The sequence below is a fragment of the Veillonella absiana genome (assembly GCF_032970865.1).
Classification (GTDB): domain Bacteria; phylum Bacillota; class Negativicutes; order Veillonellales; family Veillonellaceae; genus Veillonella; species Veillonella absiana.
The window spans coordinates 200159-220890 of the sequence record NZ_JAWJZB010000002.1 but is presented as its reverse complement, the minus strand read 5'-3'; the positions used below and the strand labels follow the sequence as shown (position 1 = coordinate 220890).

Annotated in this window: 18 protein-coding genes and 2 pseudogenes; 19 read left to right on the top strand and 1 reads right to left on the bottom strand. The window is 41.3% G+C overall.

Features of this window, described 5'->3' with window-relative positions; genetic code table 11:
* Positions 1 to 28 precede the first annotated feature (28 nt).
* The 6 genes from RVY80_RS10195 to RVY80_RS02425 all read left to right on the top strand — a co-directional run bounded on the left by RVY80_RS10195 (position 29) and on the right by RVY80_RS02425 (position 6649).
* The gene (locus RVY80_RS10195; RefSeq protein WP_411040689.1) at positions 29 to 250 is read left to right on the top strand and encodes a glycosyltransferase; all 222 of its coding nucleotides are present in this window, start codon (positions 29 to 31) and stop codon (positions 248 to 250) included.
* Positions 171 to 371: a GtrA family protein gene (locus RVY80_RS02445; RefSeq protein WP_411040693.1), complete on the top strand. Its 201-nt coding sequence runs from the start codon at positions 171 to 173 to the stop codon at positions 369 to 371. Before RVY80_RS10195 ends, RVY80_RS02445 begins: the two co-directional genes overlap by 80 nt.
* 303 nt (positions 372 to 674) lie before the next feature.
* Positions 675 to 2201, top strand: coding sequence for a glucose-6-phosphate isomerase (locus RVY80_RS02440; RefSeq protein WP_317329524.1), 1527 nt, complete (start codon positions 675 to 677; stop codon positions 2199 to 2201).
* 236 nt (positions 2202 to 2437) lie between these two features.
* The gene (locus tag RVY80_RS02435) at positions 2438 to 4441 is read left to right on the top strand and encodes an LTA synthase family protein (protein WP_317329523.1); all 2004 of its coding nucleotides are present in this window, start codon (positions 2438 to 2440) and stop codon (positions 4439 to 4441) included.
* 602 nt (positions 4442 to 5043) lie between these two features.
* A complete protein-coding gene (locus RVY80_RS02430; RefSeq protein WP_317329522.1) occupies positions 5044 to 5451 on the top strand; it encodes a hypothetical protein in 408 nt (135 codons plus the stop codon).
* 160 nt (positions 5452 to 5611) lie between these two features.
* Positions 5612 to 6649, top strand: coding sequence for an ATP-binding protein (locus RVY80_RS02425; RefSeq protein WP_317329521.1), 1038 nt, complete (start codon positions 5612 to 5614; stop codon positions 6647 to 6649).
* Positions 6650 to 6946: 297 nt separating this feature from the next.
* Here RVY80_RS02425 and tnpA read toward each other — a convergent pair.
* Positions 6947 to 7425 (bottom strand): annotated as a pseudogene (tnpA, locus tag RVY80_RS02420) (IS200/IS605 family transposase).
* A 546-nt stretch (positions 7426 to 7971) separates the two neighbouring features.
* Here tnpA and RVY80_RS02415 point away from each other — a divergent pair.
* The 13 genes and pseudogenes from RVY80_RS02415 to RVY80_RS02355 form a co-directional block, all read left to right on the top strand.
* Positions 7972 to 8484, top strand: a complete 513-nt coding sequence (locus RVY80_RS02415; RefSeq protein ID WP_317329520.1) for an MGDG synthase family glycosyltransferase — start codon at positions 7972 to 7974, stop codon at positions 8482 to 8484.
* 2 nt (positions 8485 to 8486) lie between these two features.
* The gene (locus RVY80_RS02410; protein WP_317329519.1) at positions 8487 to 8732 is read left to right on the top strand and encodes a hypothetical protein; all 246 of its coding nucleotides are present in this window, start codon (positions 8487 to 8489) and stop codon (positions 8730 to 8732) included.
* Between the two features lie 92 nt (positions 8733 to 8824).
* Entirely contained in the window at positions 8825 to 10282 is a 1458-nt protein-coding gene (gene wbaP / locus RVY80_RS02405; RefSeq protein ID WP_317329518.1) for an undecaprenyl-phosphate galactose phosphotransferase WbaP, read from the top strand.
* Positions 10283 to 10345: 63 nt separating this feature from the next.
* The gene (gene galE, locus RVY80_RS02400; protein WP_317329517.1) at positions 10346 to 11362 is read left to right on the top strand and encodes a UDP-glucose 4-epimerase GalE; all 1017 of its coding nucleotides are present in this window, start codon (positions 10346 to 10348) and stop codon (positions 11360 to 11362) included.
* 215 nt (positions 11363 to 11577) lie between these two features.
* Positions 11578 to 12180 (top strand): IS30 family transposase, encoded by a 603-nt coding sequence (locus tag RVY80_RS02395; RefSeq protein ID WP_317329516.1) that lies wholly within the window; start codon positions 11578 to 11580, stop codon positions 12178 to 12180.
* A 41-nt stretch (positions 12181 to 12221) separates the two neighbouring features.
* Complete coding sequence (locus RVY80_RS02390; protein WP_317329514.1) at positions 12222 to 12488, top strand: IS30 family transposase; 267 nt, start codon at positions 12222 to 12224, stop codon at positions 12486 to 12488.
* A 63-nt stretch (positions 12489 to 12551) separates the two neighbouring features.
* Positions 12552 to 13670, top strand: a complete 1119-nt coding sequence (locus tag RVY80_RS02385) for a glycosyltransferase family 1 protein (protein ID WP_317329513.1) — start codon at positions 12552 to 12554, stop codon at positions 13668 to 13670.
* Between the two features lie 93 nt (positions 13671 to 13763).
* Positions 13764 to 14843, top strand: coding sequence for a glycosyltransferase (locus tag RVY80_RS02380; RefSeq protein WP_317329511.1), 1080 nt, complete (start codon positions 13764 to 13766; stop codon positions 14841 to 14843).
* Entirely contained in the window at positions 14840 to 15799 is a 960-nt protein-coding gene (locus RVY80_RS02375) for a glycosyltransferase family 2 protein (RefSeq protein WP_317329510.1), read from the top strand. Before RVY80_RS02380 ends, RVY80_RS02375 begins: the two co-directional genes overlap by 4 nt.
* Positions 15800 to 16909: 1110 nt before the next feature.
* Positions 16910 to 17698 (top strand): glycosyltransferase family 32 protein, encoded by a 789-nt coding sequence (locus RVY80_RS02370; protein ID WP_317329509.1) that lies wholly within the window; start codon positions 16910 to 16912, stop codon positions 17696 to 17698.
* Between the two features lie 147 nt (positions 17699 to 17845).
* Complete coding sequence (locus tag RVY80_RS02365) at positions 17846 to 18889, top strand: acyltransferase family protein (protein ID WP_317329508.1); 1044 nt, start codon at positions 17846 to 17848, stop codon at positions 18887 to 18889.
* Between the two features lie 81 nt (positions 18890 to 18970).
* Positions 18971 to 19939 carry a glycosyltransferase family 2 protein gene (locus tag RVY80_RS02360; protein WP_317329506.1) on the top strand — a complete coding sequence of 323 codons (969 nt, stop codon included), beginning with the start codon at positions 18971 to 18973 and terminating at the stop codon, positions 19937 to 19939.
* A 119-nt stretch (positions 19940 to 20058) separates the two neighbouring features.
* Positions 20059 to 20697: pseudogene (locus RVY80_RS02355) on the top strand (UPF0236 family transposase-like protein); the annotation flags it as partial.
* Positions 20698 to 20732: the final 35 nt, after the last annotated feature.

Sequence of the window (20732 nt, the reverse complement as noted above, 5' to 3'; positions counted from 1 at the left end):
ATATTCGCAGTTAGGGAAAGGGGATAGAATGAAATCATTTGCAGTAATTATACCTACCTATAATGGAGAGGATAATTTCCAAACCCTAATGCAACAGATTAACGAGCAGAGCCTTCATCCGGAAGAAGTAATAGTGATTGACTCTAGTTCTAGCGATTCAACAAGAGCGTATGCTCAAGAAGCAGGTGCCACTGTTATTACCATTGTTAAGAACTTATGCTACTTATACACTGTCATTAGTATTAACTAGTGTATTATTATGGTTACTAGTTGATTGGATGGGGCTTTCAGAATGGATTTCTCCAATTATTGTGCTGATGACAACTGTGCCGATTAATTTTGTGATTAATAAGTTTTGGACATTTAAGTAATTTACCGGCTTATCATATAATTATATAGGATAGTTAGCCTAGACTTCATAATGAAGTGTTTTTGTTCTAGTTAAGGGACCGTTAGTAGTCGGTCCCTTTTGCGTACTTTAAGAAAAATAATTTGGATATTGAGAGTAAACATAATATAATATATATTAGAATAAATCATATCAATAGAGCGAAATTATATAGTATGAGATTTATAGCAAGTGTTAGATGTTAATAATGTGGGATAGCAAGTGGCTATCTGTTATTATCGGCAATATATGTAGGGTGAAGTTGTCGTAATTGAGGAATTAGTTTATGAGTGAATTGAAACTTTCATCGGGATTTATATTAGATTATAAAGACATATATAATGAGCATTGCATTCAGTCGGGGAATGTGGATGCGATGGTGGATAAGGTGCGTGAGGCCCATGAGTTAGCACAGTCCATGCGTCGTACTGGTGTCGTGGAAGGTCATGTATCGAAGGATGGGACACCAGAGCCCGTATTATTTTCTCAGTTGCCATATGTTGAGGAAAATGGTATTAATACGCCTCAATTAATGGAGCGTTTGGAACGGTTACGTCAATATGGTCGTAATAATTTTGATGCGGTTATTTCTCTTGGCATTGGTGGATCCTATTTAGGCAGTAAGGTTTTATTTGATGTACAATGTGGTTCGTTTTGGAATCAAATGTCTGATGAGGAGCGCAATGGTTATCCTAAGGTATATTTTGCAGGGTATAATGCAGATGCGCGTTATTTACAAGGTATTTTGACTCGTATTTATCATGATTCTGATGCGCGGGCCAAACAGATTATCGGTATGGTTAGTAGTGATGGTTCTGATGATTACGAGTTCAATATGCCAACGGATGGGGATTTTGTGGATCGTCATTATGATCCCTATAAAGTATTGTTAATGGTAAATTCCAAATCTGGATCCACTATTGAACCGATGGCGAACTTTATGATTTTAGAGAATGCTCTGAAAGGACATTACATCGATTATGAAGTGATTGCCATTACAGATACAGAATCTACAGAGAATCCGACTATATTACATGCCATGGCCCTTGAAAATGGATGGAAGACATTTTCCGTGCCATATGGTGTAGGTGGACGTTTCTCGGTATTTACTGAGGTGAGTCTCACTATGGGGGCGCTCATTGGATTTGATGTGCAGCAGTTTTTGGCTGGTGCACGATCTATGGATAGAGCATGTCAAACAGATCATGTGTTTGAAAATCCGGCTTTGTTGAGTGCCGTATTAAAATATATTTCCGCTGAAACATATGGACGTGTCATTGAAGTATTCATGCCTTATGGGGATTGTTTACGTTCTCTATCTGACTGGTATGTACAGTTATTGGCGGAGTCCCTTGGTAAGCAACGGGAACATCAAGGCCCGTATAGTCGTACCCCAGTAGCTGCAGTGGGTACGACAGATATGCATGCACAGGTACAAGAGCATCAAGAAGGTCGTCTGAACAAGGTGGTACAGTTCATCAAGATTAAATCTTGGGGTGATGATTTGATTGTGCCGAATAGCTATGGTCAATTCGCGAAATTAGAGGCTATTTCTAATATTGGATTGAGTCAAATATTGAATGTGGCCCTCGATTCGAATCAAGAGGCCCTCACTAGTGATAACCGTTTCAATATGACCATTGAATTGCCTGAGCTCAATGCATTCCATTTGGGCGAGCTCATGTATATGTATTGTTGGGCTATATTCTATGAATCCATCTTGGCCGGCGTTGATGCCTTTGATCAGCCTGGGGTTGAGGTGTATAAGAGAATATTGGGACCGAAAATTAAAGCGCTTAAAGAGCAAAAATAATAAAATAACAAAAATCTCCTATACCGTATTTCTGGCTCCTAACGCCTGCCGAATTGCCCTTTGGGCAATCGGCGACGTAATGTCGCTGGGAAATAGGTATGGGAGATTTTTTCATAGGAGTGTGTGGAGAGTGACTAGAATTCTATTACCTCGCTAGTGCATCCGCCCCTCAGTGGTGGTATAATTAATTAGTCAAGATAATAGTTATTAATTTATTAAATCACTATAAGGATACTATGGGCGAACAGTTTTTTGCATCAATACAACAGAATATTAAGTTATTCCTATATCCGCCTATTTTGTGTGCATTATTTAGGGCCGTATTTATTTATATTTACAGCCCCTATGATTCACTTAAAGGGCGGTGGAATGTGGTTCGTGGTGCATTTCGCTACGGATTTTGGTGGGGCATGGATTTTAATGCGTACGTATTTTTAATTCCTTTCGTGCTTATTACCTTGCCTGGGCTCATGTGGCCAGGGTGGGAAACTATGGGCGATACCCTTCGTCTTGTGGCAATGACAGTATATGGTCTTGTCATTTACGCAGCCTTTGCAGGGAAGCTCATCTTTTACAAGCATTTCCATGATACCTATAATTACACCATTCATTATGGTCGCAATGCAGAGAAGCATAATTTAGTGGATATCTTTTTTAATCAAGATCATGGTTGGTGGATTTTGCTCGGGTTCATTCCCGTTGGCTTATTGTCCTGGTTCTGTGGCGCTTGGTTTTTGGGATTACCCTCTATTGCGTATCCTGCGTTGAGTGCGGATTGGATGCACTACGCATTTAATACCCTTTTATTTGTCGGATCCATTCTTGGGTTTTATTGGTTCCGCTATGGGGGCACCTTGATTCACGATGATAAACCCGAGTGGGACACCATTCCTACATTGGTGAAAGAAGATTTATTCTTTGCTCGCGCTACTATGGATGATTTGGTGGCCTTAGAAAAGGCATATAAACAAAAGCTACATGAAGCGTATACGAAATCTGATGAGGAACTGGCCGAATCTATTACGGCGGTGATTCCGGAGGCGTATAAACATTCGTGGCAGAAATTAGATAATCCCTTACGGGCCTTTCACCGTGTGGCACAAGGTCCTCGCATCAAGCGGCCAAAGCATATTTTCCTCCTCGTTGGGGAGAGTATTCCGCAGTGGACGTTAGATGAGATGTACAAGCCCTTGAATATTTGTCCTGGGTTGTGGGATTTCAAGGAAGATCCGCATACGGCGCAGGTGGCGAATTTCTTGCCTGCTGGTAATGTGTCGCGTCCGTCTATCGTGAGTCTCATGTCTGGTTTGTATGATGCGGGCATGGAAATCAATGAACGTGAATCGTTTTGGAAGGAGCCGCTACCGACGGCATTGGCCCATCAGATGCGTCAGTTAGGCTATAAAACGGTGTATTGGTATGGTGGGAATGCGTCCTATGGGAACTTTAACCATTTTGGAACGGCCCAAGGGTTTGACCAAGTGGAGAGTGCGTCCATTTTCTGTGGTCCTGATGCGCCGAAAACGTGGGTTGGCGTATATGACCATGTGTTCCTAGAAACCATTGCGGACCGCATTGCTGATATGGATGAACCGACGTTCCATTTCATTTATACCACGTCTAATCACGGTCCCTACAAGATTGAGGACGAGGTGCTGGATTACGATCCAGAGGTGGTTATGCCTCATGCGCCAGATGATGTGAAATCGGACAAGAAACGCAATAAAATGCTCGCTACCTATCGCTATGCGGATCGTGCCCTGTTCAATTTTGTGAAAGCCATGAAAGCCGCACATCCAGATAGTTTATTTGTGGTCACTGGTGACCATTCGCAGTTATTTGGCGAGTTGAACCATACGTCCTATTTGCATCGAGATTACACGTTACGTGAAATGTTCTGCACCGTTGGTTTGGTGCAGCATCCAGAGCTCGATCAATCTCAGATTAAGGCCACCATTGGTAGTCATATGAGTATCATGCCGACCATTATTGAGGCGGTGGCACCAAAGGGCTTTGAATATTATTCTATTGCCCCATCTCTATTTGAACCATCTCCTGATTGTATCGTTACCCCTTATCAATGGATGACGGATACGATGATGGGCGCCACTCGTGGTGATTACGGGGAAGAACATATCCTCAGTACCGAGCCTGTGCCACAATACTTTAATGTGGATAATCATCGGGCGGACGCTGAACGGTGGGAAATGCTGACGGCGTGGTTAATTAAACATAGATAAAGAAAGCAAAAATCTCTCATACCTATTTCTGGCTCCTAACGCCTGCTGAATTGCCCTTTGGGCATTCAGCGGCGTAATGTCGCTGCGAAATAGGTAAGGGAGATTTTTTCATTGGAGGTGCCCGGGAGGTGGATGTTACGTACGGCTCTATGTTGGTGTAGAGGTGAGCGTGGTTGGATATGGTTGGTGTGAATGCCGTGGTGTGTTTGGGATTAATTGTCTGGCCCCACATTTTGTGGTGGGTGGTATTTAGACCTCTAATGTTTTTTGTGTAGGTGTGGGGCTGAGCAACAGCACCCGTGTAGAGGTGTGGTGTAGAGCACGGCTTGGTGCATCCGGTTGTGTTTAGCACAGGCGATGGGTTAGCATGCCTCGTTCCTGCGGAACATCGGAGAGGAATGCTGGGCACACGGTAATACGCGTTGTGACTGTGTTTATAACTTCTAAATTAACTTTCACCCAGGGATGCATGTGAAACGAATTATTGAAAGTTGGGGCATGACGCAGACGGAGTTTGCCAAGCGGATGGGGACGACGGACAAGACGTTGAGCAAATTGTTGGACGGCAAGATACTGTGAAATCAGATTTCGGGCAAAATAAGATGGAATCAGAGATAGCGCGATTATGCCAATTTCTACAAATTTCCTCGTTACGGTTATTGAAAGAACCGTATTTATTTGAGTCGGCTCAGAAAGCGATGTTGAATCAGAAGGAAATTAACTTTCATAAGGACGATCAACAGAGTGAAGGGATTACAATAGCTATGATTCGTACATTACTAACAAATAGTAATGTAGCGGTGATACTGATGCATAGATTTTCACAGCAAACGGTGGATGGATTTGTAACTTGGATTGAGCAGAAACAAGTTGTGTTGATTGTAGGGCGGGATGTTTATGCCGATGATGCTAGGTTGGCGAGTGATAATGAGATAGATGACAGTGCCTTGCGTGTGGAGGAACTATTCAGAACCAAATGGGGTAGCTGTTTTGTTAGTGTTAGAGAATAATATAAAAGGACGGAATTTACAGAGGTATAAACATGATATTATCTAACTCACGCTCACTCACGATTTTAACTCACGCGCGAGTTGAAATATTGGTAATATAACGAATTTAGGGGCTTTCATTTTTAATAAAACGGTACCACCTGTAGCCGTGCGTGCTGAGGTGGACTATTCTTATGAGCAGCCCATCGTCGTGATTGAGGTACCAAAACGACGAGAGATTATTGCTACATCATCGGGAAAAATGTTACGCCGCATCATTCGTTCTTATAGTGGTGAAAGCTATCTATTAGAATTAGATGACCAAGAGTTATTGAATGCATTACGACTCACGATAACATCTGAGGGCCAACGCGTACCTACGTTGGCGGATCTTGTACTATTAGGTAAGGCTGACCGCATTGCACAACTTGTTCCAACGGCGGAGTCTGGCATACAAGTGTTAGATGGAACAGCTGTACAGCTGAATGAATCTGGAGTTTATCCATTATTATCTGTGCTTGAACAGGCAGAGGGGATTCTGCGAAATTGGAATCGATTTGTTGAGTTAGAGGATGGATTATTCCAAATAAAAATTCCTAATATTGCTCCAAGGGCTTTTCGCGAAGCAATTGTGAATGCGTATTGTCATCGAGATTATACTAAATTAGGTCGTGTACGTATTTCTTTTGAGGATGCGGGAGTTATCATTAGTAATCCAGGTGGATTCATTGAAGGGATAACTCTATCTAATTTGCTTGAGGCGGAACCACACGGTAGAAATCCTGTGTTGGCAGATGCATTAAAACGAATTGGTCTAGCGGAACAATCAGGCCGAGGTATCGATCGTATTTTTGAAGGTTTTTTACAATATGGTAGTACTTTGCCCGATTATTCTCAATCTACGAATACCTTGGTTCGAGTGGTATTACCAAGAATTGTGCCAGACAAGGCTTTTGTTTCGATGGTGGTACAAGAACAATCTAAACAAGGCCGTAGTTTGTCTGTGAAAGCTCTCTTAGTGCTAAATGCATTACGAAACATTCAAAGAGCAACCGTAGAGGAGATTTCCAATATTGCTAATTTACCTGATGTGTTTACTAAAGTACAACTGGAACAGTTACTTTCACTAGGATTGGTGGAAACACGAGGCAGTGGAATTCATAAAGAATATATGTTGGATGCTAAGGTGTATCGTTCAACAGGGGAAGCGATTCAATAGGTACGTTACGCGGATATCGACGAGACTCGGTATGAGGAATTAGTAGTAACATTGGCAAAACAGCAATCGAAAATAACGCGCACTGATGTAGAAGAGTTATTACATATAAGTAAGTCTCAAGCGTATAGGATTATTAGTAAGTTGAAGGATTCAGGTCAACTAGAGAAGGTTGGCAGCAGTAAATATACATATTACCAATTAGCTGAGTAATAGTATAAATGCTAATAGTTGAGTAGCAACATAAATACTTATATGAGACTCTATGGCTGGGAGGAATTTTTACCATATCTACGATTATTATGCTATAATTAATTTAATCATATACCACCCGTGAAACGGGTCAGTATATTCTTTAAAATTTAGAGTATCTTGCTCTATATCTTCTTGTAGTTGGTTACGAATGCACTCTTTTATCGCACCTTCGTATCTCCCGACCGTATTCACATAATATCCTCTACACCAGAAATGACGATTTCCATACTTATATTTTAAATGTGCGTGTTTATCGAATATCATGAGGCTACTCTTGCTTTTCAGATATCCCATAAACGACGATACGCTTAAATGTGGGGAATCGCTACTAGCATATGGATATGATCTGGGCAACATTCAGCCTCTAATATCTCGACATGTTTGCGATTGCATAAATCTCTGAGTATTTTACCGATATCAACTTTCAGTTTTCCATAAATCGCTTGTCGTCTGTATTTTGGTGCAAATACTATATGATATTTACATCTCCATTTCGTATGTGATAAACTTTTTACGTCATTCATTGACACTGAACCTTCTTTGACTAATGATGTGGTTGCCAGACCATCATCATTGTATCACGGGAGGTTCTTTCCTTTTCTATAAGAATATTTTTACCAACCCCCAGTTGAACTGGGGGTTTATGTCATGCCTGTTCGGCGACCAATTAAAGTTATTGGCGAAAATAATTACACCAATAAATTTGAAGGGATTTGAAGGGTTTGATGAAACTATATATTATCTGTTTTTTTGTTTAGTATTATTAGAAGTTATTAGAAGTTATTAGAAGTTATTAGACGCTATTGATACTTTAAAAACTATGGGAGGTGATTTTATATGAATCAAGTTGATATATATCGTCTATTAGAATTAAATGGCTCTTCACGGAAATTTGGGGGATGAATAATTTTGCTGTCCCGAGCCGAAGGCTTGCAGTCTCGAATCCCCAACGGGATTTGCAGTCTCGGAAATGGCAATGCCATTTTTGCGGTCCATGAGTTTCATCTCATCTTCTCCTACACAGAGTCTTACTTTTATGTTAGAATATATAAATATATATGAGGAGAAAAATGCAGAAGAAACGTAAATTTTTCATCATGACGGCTTCTATTGGAGAGGGGCATTCTCAGGCGGCTCGGGCTATTGCGGAGACCATCAAACAGGTTCATCCCGATGATGCGGTTCGCGTGCTGGATTTTCTGTCCAGGGATGTTCTTTCCATTGATCACGTCTTAAAAGAATCTTACCTGAAAATGATTCGTATATTCCCTGAAATGTACGATAGTCTATATAGCAATTCACAGAACAGGCATTTAGGAACAACGTTTCAGAGTCTTCTTTCCTGGAGTTTCCGAAAGCGGATGAAGAGGCTGATTACCGTCTTGAAACCGGATGCCCTATTGTTTACCCATCCATTTCCGGCCTGTGCAGCCAATCTGCTGAAGAAGGAAGGGGACATTAATACCCCTCTTCTCGGAGTCATTACCGACTTTGATATTCATCAGCTCTGGGTGTACAAACATCTGGATGTGTACTGCGTCCCTTCCGAGGATTTGGCGCGCTCACCTGTACAGAAGCGCTGACCATGAATCTGCCTGTGGTTTTGGTCAACGCCCTTCCCGGACAGGAACGGGCAAACGCCCAGCATCTGGAAGAACAGGGATGTGCCGTCTGGATTAGGAAAAATGAACTGGCGGACACAGTCGACGGTCTGCTGAAAAATGAAGATAAACTCAAGCAAATGGCACTTGCCTGTGGCAATGATAAAAAGGACAGCGCACTCGAAATCGTCCAGATACTCGACCATATGCTGGAAAGCAATACGAACTGAAATAGGTATCTCCAATTTAAAGAAAGGGGATACCTATTTGACTATAACGAGAATATCGAAATTTGTATATCTAGTTAACAACGGAGAAAAGCATGCAGCAGTGGATTAACCATGCAGAAAGAAAACAGAAAAAGAAGCCTCGCAGTGCTTCTCTGATTCGCCTTATAAGCAAAGCCATATATCTTTGCGGAGATTATGTGGGGATTTTACTGGCCGAATGGATAGCCTTCCATATCAGAAATTTGCTGATGGGCAATATTTTTCAGGTAAGCGCCATATACATCTATATAGTGACACCTGCCGTATTCCTTCTGGCGCTGGTATTTGCCGGGATATATTCCAAGCACTATACCAGCACACAGATGCTGGAAAAACTGTTTAAAGCCTGTCTGGGAGGTATCGCCTTTTCCATCATCCTTATGTTCCTTACCCAGGTATCCGGTCAGGTATCACGGCTGTATGTAGGACTTTTTGCGGTTATTGTCTACCTGTTCCTGGTAATTGAAAAATATATTACTGCCTTATGCATCCGTAAAATGCCAGGACTTCAGATTCCTGTTCTGGTAGTAGGTGCCGGAAAGACAGCCGATGCAGCGATTGATGAAGGAAAAAACAACGTATTCATTAACTATAGGGTAGCCGGATTCCTTGAGGATTTTGAACCATCTTCCCGCTATGCCGATGTATATCCGATTCTTGGAGGTTTTAATGATCTGGAAAAGGTAATTGCTGAAACCGGGATTCAGAATGTAATCATTGCGGCACCGGGACTTCCACAGGACCAGATGAATCATCTCCTCTATCGGGCACAGACACTGGTTCCCTATGTAAGCGTAGTTCCAAATCTGGTAGGCGTACCGATGTCAAATGTGGAAGTGGAATCTTTCTTTGACACCCGGATTATGCTCTTAAATATTAAAAATAATTTGGCGTTTCGGCTGAATCAGATTATTAAGCGGATATTTGATGTTGTTCTGACGCTTAGTGGAGGTTTATTCCTGCTCCCATTATTTCTTGGAATTTGTGTATGGATAAAAACGGATTCGCAAGGACCGGCAATCTATAAACAGCGTCGGGTGGGCAAGGATGGAAAAGAATTCGACTGCTACAAATTCCGCTCTATGGTCGTAGATTCGAAAGAACGACTGGAAAAACTTCTGGCCACAGATCCAAAGGCAAAAGAAGAATGGGAACGGGATTTTAAACTGAAAAATGATCCACGTATTACGAAAAGTGGTGCTTTTCTTCGAAAGACCAGTCTGGATGAACTTCCGCAGCTTCTCAATGTACTGAAGGGGGAAATGTCTCTGGTAGGTCCCCGTCCGATTGTACAGAAAGAAGTGCCTAGGTATGAACAGTATATTAAAGAATACTACATGGTACTCCCTGGAATCACAGGCCTCTGGCAGGTGAGTGGTCGAAGTGATACCACATATCCTGAGCGCGTGGCCATGGATATGTGGTACGTTCATAACTGGAGTGTATGGCTTGACCTGGTGCTTCTGTGGCGTACAGTGACAGCTGTGATTCAAAGTCGTGGCGCCTATTGATGGGGAGTTTATTACTCATCTGGTAGTGTATAATGTACAGAGATTAAAAAGGAGCATAGTATAATGAATGTATTACTTGCCGGTGGTGCGGGATATATTGGTTCACATACCGCAGTGGAACTGCTCAATGCCGGTCACCAGGTGGTGATTGTAGATGATTACAGCAACAGCAGCCCGGAAGCTGTCCACAGAATAGAAAAGATTACAGGAAAACGAGTAATTTCCTATGAAGCCGATGTCAAGAATAAAGAAAAGATGCGTTATATCTTTTCTGAAAATCACATTGATTGTGTCATTCATTTTGCCGGACTTAAGGCGGTGGGGGAATCGGTTCGCCTTCCTTTGAAGTATTACCGTAATAACATAGATACCACGCTGACACTTTTGGAGTGTATGGAAGAAGCAGGCGTTAATCAGTTTGTGTTCTCCTCTTCAGCCACGGTGTATGGGGAAGAAAATAAGCCACCATATGTGGAAACCATGCATCGTGGCAGCTGTTCCAATCCGTATGGTTGGACTAAGGTGATGATGGAACAGATTCTGGAAGATGCAGCAAAAGCGAATCCAAAATTATCCGTCATTTTGCTCCGTTATTTCAATCCAATTGGGGCCCATGAAAGTGGGCTGATTGGTGAAGATCCCCAGGGGATTCCCAACAATCTGATGCCCTTTATTGCCCAGGTGGCGGTGGGAAGAAGAGACCATCTCACCGTATTTGGAGGAGACTATCCCACACCAGATGGAACCTGTCTTCGTGACTATATTCATGTGATGGACCTGGCAAATGGCCATGTAAAGGCAGTAGAATATGCAGCTAGCCACAAGGGCGTTGAAGTGTTTAACCTGGGAACAGGCACCCCTTACAGCGTTCTCGATATCATTCATGCATTTGAAAAGGCTACCGGGGTTAAAGTGAAATACGAAATCGGGCCACGAAGAGCGGGGGATCTCTCTGAAGTTTGGGCAGATTCGACGAAAGCGCAGAAAGTACTTGGATGGCATGCAGAACGAACTCTGGAAGACATGTGCCGGGATACATGGAACTGGCAGTCAAAGAATCCTGAGGGATATAAGAAATAATATCGCTAATATATGTATATAGAAAGAGGAGAAACTAATATGTTTATGAGATAATTGGAGTGTTTTTTGCTTTCGATATTTGTATGAAGCAACAAGGGCTAAAAATAGTTTTTAACCGTAGATTGTAAAATATAATGCAACAGTAAAAAACTCATATTGGCAGTTTCCTGTAAAATGTAAATAGCGACAAATACATTATAGAAAGGACTACCAATATGAGTTACTCCCATCTTACCATAAAAGAACGTTATCAGATAGAAGCATATGTGCTTGAAGGCCATTCTGTTCGTAAAATTGCGTCCCTTATGAAGGTACATCCTTCTACCATTTCTCGTGAGTTCAAGCGTTCACCGGGACAGTATTTCGCTGAACGTGCAGAAGCCCATGCCTCCTTATGCCGCTCTACCAAGGGGAGACGCACCATCTTTACTGCTTCTCTAGCTAAAACCATTGAAGACCGGTTAAAGAAAACTTGGTTCCCAAAGCAGATTGCTCAATCCCTTAAAGGAAAAGTTCCCTACTTTAAAACCATCTATAACTGGATTCATAATAAACAACTTTCCGTCGATAAAAAGGTTCTTCGTCGTAAGGGAAAACCTTTCAGAACCATGGAAACCAGAGGAAAGTTCTTGATTGGAACTCCCATCTCTGACAGGCCTCCCGAAGTAGAGACACGAAAGACCTTTGGGCATTGGGAGATTGATACCGTAGTATCTCCTCGTGGAAAAGATAAGGCCTGTGTAGTCCCTTTTCTGGAGCTCAAAACACGTTTCTATGTGACGATTCGTATGCCGGGTTGTTCTGCCACATCTATGTAATACTGCTGATAACACGATATGAAAAGAACTGTTTCCGAAGCATGACATCAGACAGAGGGAAGGAATTTGCCTGTTTTCGGGAGATAGAGGCCATGGGCATTCCCTTCTATTTTGCAGAGGTATATTCCTCATGGCAGCGCGGAGCCAATGAAAATTCCAATGGTCTGCTCAGAGAATTTTATCCTAAGGGGACATTATTCTCTGCCATCAATCAGGAAGAGCTGGATAGAAGCGTGTCATTGATTAATGAAAGACCACGAAAATGTCTTGCATCAGAGGTGCTTACACAGGAAATTTCTAATTTGTGACAAGTGTTGCGTTATTTATTGCAATTCGCCTTACAAAAATTGTCTGATCAAAGGAGTTTGTAAATGAAAGAGCCGATTCGTGTATTGCAGATTATCGGGATTGTAGCCGGAGGCGGCGTAGAGGCTGTCATTATGAATTATTATGAACACATCGACCGGACAAAAGTACAGTTCGATTTCATCGTCCATAATGATAATAAAATTGACATTACGCCAAAAGTTGAGGCTCTGGGTGGAAGAGTCTATAAAGTGACGCCCTACTATAAAAATCCTATTGCTTTTATGTGGGATATTTATAAAGTTATCAAAAGACATCACTATCGCATCGTTCACTCCAATATGAACACACTATCTGCTTTTTCACTCTTTGCGGCATGGGCGGCTGGAGCTCCTGTGCGTATTCTTCATAACCATAGTACTTCATCTCCGGGGGAAACCAAGCGGAACATCATGAAATTCATGCTGCGTCCTTTTGCCAGACTATTTGCTACTCATTATTTCGCCTGCAGCCGACTGGCCGGGGAATGGATGTATGGCAGGAAAATGATGGACAGTGGTAAAGTAACTATTATCAATAATGCCATAGATTTAGGGAAATATGCATTCAATTCTCATAGGAGAAAAATACTGAGAAAAGAAATGGGTCTTACAGATGAATTTGTTATTGGGCACGTTGGGCGATTCGTGTTTCCGAAAAACCATGAATTTCTTATAGATGTATTTGCTAAAGCCTATAAGAAAAATCCTCATATGGTATTACTTTTGATTGGAGATGGTCCTTTACGGTCGGCCATGGAAGAAAAGGTAAAGAAACTGGGACTTACAGACCATGTGAACTTTCTCGGACTTAGAAATGATGTGCAGAACCTCTATAATGTAATGGATATTTTCGTGCTGCCTTCCCATTATGAAGGCTTGCCAGTGGTAGGGGTGGAAGCCCAGGCAAATGGACTTCCTTGCCTTTTCTCCACGAAAGTGACCAAAGAGACACATCTTACCCATTCGACACAGTTCTTGGATTTATCTACAGGTGCTTCTAAGTGGGCAGAAAGGATTGTATCTATGAAATATGAAAGAAATGAAGAGGTAGGAGAAGAATTGAGACACGCTGGTTTTGAGATAAATAAAGAGGCGAGAAATTTGGCGAACTTCTATACCAAATTGTCAACTGGGGGGACATGAAGATGTAAAATATCTATGGCTCAAGCCTGAATTTATTTCGGAGCAGTATATGTTAGGATCTTACATGCAATTGATGGAAATGGCGGAAATTGCATGAAAGTACTGCATGTGGGAGAATATGTACAAGGGGGTGTGGCAACTTATATTCGTACATTATTAGACCATCCTGATTATCCTGAAATAGAAGATTACCTGGTTTGCTCAGATTACAATTCCGATCATAGCTGGAAATTTCCGGAGGATCGCATTTACTATTATCCATATAAAAGAACATTGGGAAATATTCCGAATGCTATCAAAGCTATTTATCGTGTGGTTAAGCATGTAAAACCCGATGTCATTTATTGCCACAGTACTTGGGCAGGCTTGTTTGTTCGTTTACCTTTATTCTTTTTGCCTAAACATTGCCGTATCATTTACAATGCTCATGGATGGGCTTTTTTGAGGGACACGACAAGTTTGAAAAAGGCATTATACGCCTTAATAGAGAGAGTATTGTCTATTCGCACAGATGCCATTGTTAATGTGTCCGATTATGAATATAGAGCAGCAAAAAACGCAGGGATAAGTAAAAAAAGGCTTCGGCTTATTTTTAGTGGTATTTCTTCTGCAAAAGGAGAAACGCCACCTATTGAGCTTCCAAAAGGGGTTATTAATCTGCTTTTCGTTGGAAGGTTTGATGCACCGAAAGGGATAGACTATCTTCTCGAGCACTTCAGCAAATGTAAACGAAAAGATATTCATTTATTTGTTATCGGCGACAATGTTGTGGGAGATAGTGAAAAGATTCCTATGATTGATACAGAGAAAATCACTTTCTGCGGCTGGATTCCACATGATAAGTTGGATGGATACTATAAGAGCTGCGATGCAGTGATTATGCCTTCTCGCTGGGAAGCTTTTGGACTTGTGGGAGTGGAGGCGATGAAGTATGGTAAACCAATTATTGTGAGCAATCGTGGAGCCCTGCCGGAGTTAGTGGAAGATGGAGAAAATGGCTATATCTTTCCGTTTGACTCCCCGGATGTATTGACTCATCTTCTGTCAGGATTGGATAAAGAAAAACTGGCTGATATGGGTAGAAAAGCAGAAAAAATATTTCAAAAGAAATACCAAATGGAGCGGATGATAGAAGAAAGCATTCGCTTATATGAAGGAAAGGATAAGAAATGATTCCTGAAATCAGCGTGATTGTTCCTGTATACAAAGTGGAAGCGTATCTTCCGCGCTGCGTGGAGAGCCTGCTGTCACAGACGTACAAAGACTTTGAAATTATCCTCGTAGATGATGGATCACCCGATACTTGTCCGGCTATGTGTGATGCGTATGCGAAAAAATATTCGAACATTCATGCATTACATAAAGAAAATGGTGGACTTTCTGACGCGCGCAATGCTGGTATGACCGCTGCCAAAGGAGAGTATGTCACTTTTGTCGACAGTGATGACTATGTGCATCCGGCCTATCTGGAAATGCTGATGCAGGGGATCAGGCAGGGTGCTGATTTTTCTGTATGCGGATTTACAGAAGTGTATGATGGAAACGGGATAGAGGATTTAGATACTTCACGTATATCTGCGGCATGTGTGAACGCGAAGGAAGGCCTGGCGGAGATTCTTTATCAGGGATTTCATGATGTTTCTGCTTGGGGGATCCTTCTTCCTGCGTCTTTGGCTCGAAAATATCCATTTCCAAAGGGGAAACTCTTCGAAGATCTCTATACCACTTACAAGTTTTATCTGGCGGCGGAGACCGTGGCTTTCATTCGAGTCCCGCTTTATTACTATTTCCAGCGAAAAGGGAGCATCATGGGGAGGCGAAATGAAGCCTTCATCCATGACCTGATCGAGTCATCGGACCAGTTGGTCGAAGCATGCCGAGGGAAAGGAGCACTTATCGAGCAGGCTGCAATGAATAAACAGTTCAGCAACTACTGCCGCCTTATCCTGCAGCCATCTGAACTGGAAGATAAGCATCCGGAGCAGTATCAGCGTATCGTGGATACGTTGAAGCGTGCTCGCCTTTCGGTACTGCTTGATGGCAGAGCCAGAAAAAAGAATCGACTCGCGGCGCTCTCACTCTTTGGGGGCGTTACAGGATTGAAAATGGCGTTCAGGTTGAAATTTTAGTCTTTGGACACCTATGGGCATTTTGGGAAGGAGTGAGAGACTCAAATGTCTTACAAGATTTTTGAGTCCTATAAATATGTTGATACCAAAGTATTTCATGATAGTGGGTTCAGAAGAAATCAAGACAGATGGAATGCGTGTAAAAAATAACACTGCGTGATTATTTAAATGCGTTGAGTTTCAGATTGTCTGACAAGGAAGTGGATTATCTCTTAAAACATTCGGAGGTTGATGTTGTTGGGACTGACTCATATAGTATAGATAGAAATGGATACATTTTAGGATTAAAAAAATTCCTAGGGTTCCTCATAGCTTTAAAGAGGTGTTTAAACAATCGATATATATTCATCCTTCTGTAATGGGGAAGACATCCTGGTTTAAAACGAATCCGTTGATAATCAAATAAAAACATACAATAGTGTGTTGTGGGTATTGAAGAATTATGGACCAAAGGATTGCAATAGTGCTTATTTGCATAGATTAGAATTCAAAATACTTTGTAAGAAACTTATATACAGATATGGATTTAATACTGGGCTTTTAAATTTATTATTACCCTTTATTTTAAAGAAGCGGTATACAGCGCTAAATAATCAGGAAATGGAAAAAGGGAAGAAATGGTTAAAGAAATCACTAGAGGGCTGCTCAATAGATAATTAATATTTTCGTATCGAGGTCAATGAGATTCTAGCTGTGCTATACGAGAAGAAACGGTACTCGGTTTTTGTAATAAAATAATGATTTTCGTTTTTTATATTCTCGGTCTGGGATTTTCTTTTCTGGGGCTCATCTTCAATCCTTTCAATCGAGTAGAAATGTTTTTTATTCCTTTGACTATTGTATATGTTGTTAATGTATTCAAGTACCTTTCGCCATTGAAAAAGTATGGTCTTGAAATCCTATACACTTTATTGGCGGTCTATCAGATAGTGGCTTTTATCATTCGACCTGAGTGGTTAAATTTGTTTCCTTATTCCTTTGGCTGAAGTGCACTCTGTTTTCATAATCGTAATTTTCTTGGTATCTGTGATAAGCCGGGTCCAGCAGGTAAGAGCATTTCTATGTATAAGCTCATAAAATTCTAAATAGTTATAAATGCAGGAGTCGCTTATGATACCTAAAATCATTCATTATTGCTGGTTCGGCGGAAAAGAAAAGCCGGAGGATGTGAAGAAATATATTGAGTCTTGGAAGAAATACTGCCCTGATTATGAAATCAAAGAGTGGAATGAGTCCAACTTCGATATCCATGAGAATGACTATTGCCGGGAAGCCTATGAAGCTAAGAAGTGGGCTTTTGTCACTGACTATGTTCGTCTGAAAGCACTTTATGAAGAGGGAGGCTTTTACATGGACACCGATGTGGAAGTGGTAAAATCGCTGGATCCGCTCCGCGTCTACGATGCGGTGTCGGGATATGAGTCTGCGACTCATATCCCGACAGGCACTATGGGTGCCTGTCGAGATAATGAATGGATTGGCATGCTGCTTCATGACTATGACCACAGGCATTTTCTGCGAAAAGATGGTACCTGTGATACGACGACAAATGTGATCGTTATCACAGATATGACCGTGAAAAAGTATGGACTTCATCTGCATGGTCAGAAGCTCGTGTTTGGACATAATATGGTACTTCTTCCTTTTGATTATTTATGTGCCAAGGACCTAGATACAGGAGAGATTTGTAAAACGTCCAATACGTATACCATTCACCATTTTGCATCCTCCTGGCTTCCGGAAGATGAGAGGAACTATTCCAGACTCTATCAAAAATATAATGCTGATTTTCGTAGAAATGGGATGAATCCCAAACTGTCCCGCTATGCAAGCCGTATCAGGGCAGCTTATGAAATCGGTGGAATTTCAATGATATTGAGGCGTTTGTTCATTGATTAATTTACGTTTTTTATAAATATTGCTTGACTCTATGGTGAAAAGGATTATGCTTTTGACAGACAGACAGACAGACAGACAGACAGACAGACAGACAGACAGACAGACAGACAGACAGACAGACAGACAAGAAATGTATAGCCTGATATAGTGAAATTCTTTATTATTTTTCTTGTAGTATGGGGGCATGTGGTACAGCAGACATCGAATGTTTCCTGCTGGCCTGTGCAGGAAGACAGTGTGATGCGTCTCATCTATACTATGCATATGCCCTTGTTTATGGGGCTCTGTGGCTATTTCTTTTATTTTTCTATTCAGAAATGGTCATCCGTTCATATGTATGTAATAAAGAAGCTGCCTTCCAGGCTGGCAGGGCTTATCATTCCCATGATTTCTTTTGGCCTGATCAAGGCTGCCTGCGATTTATTTCGGGGAACTCCTATACCGCATATACCTATAACATTTCTTAAGTACTTGTTCGGTGATATCAAAGGTATCTGGTTTCTGGGAGATGTAGCTGTCAATACGGTAATAGTTCTTCTGGCTCTTTATTTCTGCAAGGGTAATTTCAGGCATGATTGGAAATACTTTGCCTTGTTCGCACTACTGTCTATCGTTCCGTATGTGTCTTACAGGAGCCCTCATATATACTTTTTCTTTGCAGCAGGGTATTGCCTGCCGGCTTATGTGAAATCAGATTTCCGTTCTTATATTAAGTACTGGAAATGGGGGCTGGCCCTTTTCGTTGCATCTTATATTGCTTTTTCAAATATGCCCTGGCCGCCGGAAGACTTCTGGTATGACTATCACCATCAGTCGGTTCTGCAGCTGGTAGTGAATGATGGCTTAAAGATGATCCTGGGAGTCACAGGCAGCTGTCTGGCTCTGATTTTCTTGTATAAGTTGCTCCCCTATATGAAAGAAACTTCACTATATCACTTGGCAGCAAGAGAAGGACAGTATACATTAGATATATACTTGATTCAAATCATTGTCATCGAGAAACTGCTTGGCCCTTTTTATAAGCAGCTTGTCAGTCAAAGTGGCATAAACTGGGTCAATGAGTATGGACTTATTGTTAAAGTAGTAAGTACGTTAGTGTTAGCGGCCATTCTCTTGGGAATTGTGATGGGAATCAGTCGTTTGTGTCATAAAAATCAGTATGTTTCTAAAATACTGTTCTGGAAATCATAGGAGTTATCAATCAGTGAGTATAGGTATTTAATTAGTATGGAATAGCTTGCCATGAAATATTAAAAGATAAGGTGTCATCGAATGGATTCTATTGAATTATCTGTAATTATTCCTGCATATAATGCGTGTAAAACAATTGGGCGCTGCTTAGACTCATTATTGCAGTCTATACAGCAAGCTCCGGTGGAAATCATCTGTGTTGATGATGGATCAAAGGATAATACCTGGGATATCTTGCAAACCTATTCAAAGAGATGTGATTGCCTTCGCGTTTTCCATAAGGAAAATGGTGGAGTAGGATCAGCACGAAATTTAGGCTTATCTCAAGCGAATGGGGACTATATTGCATGGGTGGATTCAGATGATTATGTGACAAGGGATTGGTATGAAACGATTTATGCTGGATTGGAAAAATATAATCCCGATTGTCTTGTCTTTGATTATTTTTATACTCGGGACGATGTTGATGAACCACAACATATTGCCCTGCCAGAAAAGGTGGATTTAAATGCTTTTGTTTATGAGCAGAGTCTTGAGCGTGAATTGAAAAACTTTTTGTCTAATCAGGTAATTCGAGCATCGTTACTCAAAAAGGTGAAGTTTAATGAAACGTATCATATGTTGGAGGATTATGATGTACTGACCCAGGTGACGCCAAAGTTCAAAAATATTGTACATATCAATAAGTGCTTATATCATTATGTTCAGAATGAAAGTAGTCTGACCCATAGCGTTTCATCTGAGGTTCTTTGGAATAATATAGACATTGTTAAAACAAGATATGATTATTATAGTGAACTAGGATTACATGTCAGTATTAATGATTATTTAATTCAAGTTGCTGCTTATTTATATGATAGTAAGAATAACAATTGTTCACAACAGAAAAAAAGAGTCATTCAGCTAAAAAAGTCATTACATCGTTATTGGAAAAATCTTTTTATTGATCACGATATTTCTTATAAATTAAAAATCAAGCTTGGATGTGCTATTATTGGGATAGAAGATATACTGAATATTTTATTAAAGCTGAAGAGGAGTCAGTGTTAGTGTAAAATTTTATTCGGTAGGGGAATTTTTCCAGAAACAATAAAAGAGGAAAGCCTCCCCTTGAGTGGAAATGTTATAATTTCCGTGGCAAAGAATAAAACAAAGAAAGGACTTTCCTCATGGGTGTTATAACAAAAACTGGAGAAATTTGGAGTGAAAATGCAATAGGAGCAGTCATTTCTATCATCAAGGAATCTGATGATTCTATTGAGTCTGAAAGGAAGCTAACTCATTGGCTCGAAGAAATGAACTGTCAACTTATATTTATGGCTCTGGAGCGTATTGATGCCGAGCTGTATCAGATTTACAAGGCACAGGGGTGGTGTGTGGCGCGCCGGGACTCCCGGACGATTTACTGCCACTATGGAGAGCTGACCTATGCCTGAAGATTTCTGCAGAAAGATGGGAAGAACTTCTATCCTTTGGACCGCAAAATGGGCTTTGAGCCCAGAAAACACTACAGCTTGGGAATGATTGAGCGGATTGTCGAGGCTGTCGCAATTACCACATATCGCAGTGCCAGCGAACTCCTGCAAAGCCTGGCGGGGATTACCATCTCCCATCAGTCTGTTATCTCACTCAAGAACTATGCCGGTGAGAAGGCGAAGACTTATGAAAAAGCATTGGCAGAAGAGGAAAAGGTTGAAAAGCCGACACAGCCGGGAATTATAGCGATTGAAGGAGATGGAATTGTACTCAAGAACAAGAAGAAAGGCGGCGTTTCGGAAGTGCACCGCCTCCAGGTATATGAGGAAATAGCGTAAATTCGCTCAGAGCGTCCGTAGTGAGGCGC

Excerpts from the sequence above, each read along its gene's own strand:
- RVY80_RS10195 (WP_411040689.1), top strand. The coding sequence starts at position 29 with ATGAAATCATTTGCAGTAATTATACCTACCTATAATGGAGAGGATAAT.
- RVY80_RS02445 (WP_411040693.1), top strand. The coding sequence starts at position 171 with ATGCTCAAGAAGCAGGTGCCACTGTTATTACCATTGTTAAGAACTTAT.
- RVY80_RS02440 (WP_317329524.1), top strand. The coding sequence starts at position 675 with ATGAGTGAATTGAAACTTTCATCGGGATTTATATTAGATTATAAAGAC.
- RVY80_RS02435 (WP_317329523.1), top strand. The coding sequence starts at position 2,438 with ATGGGCGAACAGTTTTTTGCATCAATACAACAGAATATTAAGTTATTC.
- RVY80_RS02430 (WP_317329522.1), top strand. The coding sequence starts at position 5,044 with ATGGAATCAGAGATAGCGCGATTATGCCAATTTCTACAAATTTCCTCG.
- RVY80_RS02415 (WP_317329520.1), top strand. The coding sequence starts at position 7,972 with ATGCAGAAGAAACGTAAATTTTTCATCATGACGGCTTCTATTGGAGAG.
- RVY80_RS02410 (WP_317329519.1), top strand. The coding sequence starts at position 8,487 with ATGAATCTGCCTGTGGTTTTGGTCAACGCCCTTCCCGGACAGGAACGG.
- wbaP (WP_317329518.1), top strand. The coding sequence starts at position 8,825 with ATGCAGCAGTGGATTAACCATGCAGAAAGAAAACAGAAAAAGAAGCCT.
- galE (WP_317329517.1), top strand. The coding sequence starts at position 10,346 with ATGAATGTATTACTTGCCGGTGGTGCGGGATATATTGGTTCACATACC.
- RVY80_RS02395 (WP_317329516.1), top strand. The coding sequence starts at position 11,578 with ATGAGTTACTCCCATCTTACCATAAAAGAACGTTATCAGATAGAAGCA.
- RVY80_RS02390 (WP_317329514.1), top strand. The coding sequence starts at position 12,222 with ATGACATCAGACAGAGGGAAGGAATTTGCCTGTTTTCGGGAGATAGAG.
- RVY80_RS02385 (WP_317329513.1), top strand. The coding sequence starts at position 12,552 with ATGAAAGAGCCGATTCGTGTATTGCAGATTATCGGGATTGTAGCCGGA.
- RVY80_RS02380 (WP_317329511.1), top strand. The coding sequence starts at position 13,764 with ATGAAAGTACTGCATGTGGGAGAATATGTACAAGGGGGTGTGGCAACT.
- RVY80_RS02375 (WP_317329510.1), top strand. The coding sequence starts at position 14,840 with ATGATTCCTGAAATCAGCGTGATTGTTCCTGTATACAAAGTGGAAGCG.
- RVY80_RS02370 (WP_317329509.1), top strand. The coding sequence starts at position 16,910 with ATGATACCTAAAATCATTCATTATTGCTGGTTCGGCGGAAAAGAAAAG.
- RVY80_RS02360 (WP_317329506.1), top strand. The coding sequence starts at position 18,971 with ATGGATTCTATTGAATTATCTGTAATTATTCCTGCATATAATGCGTGT.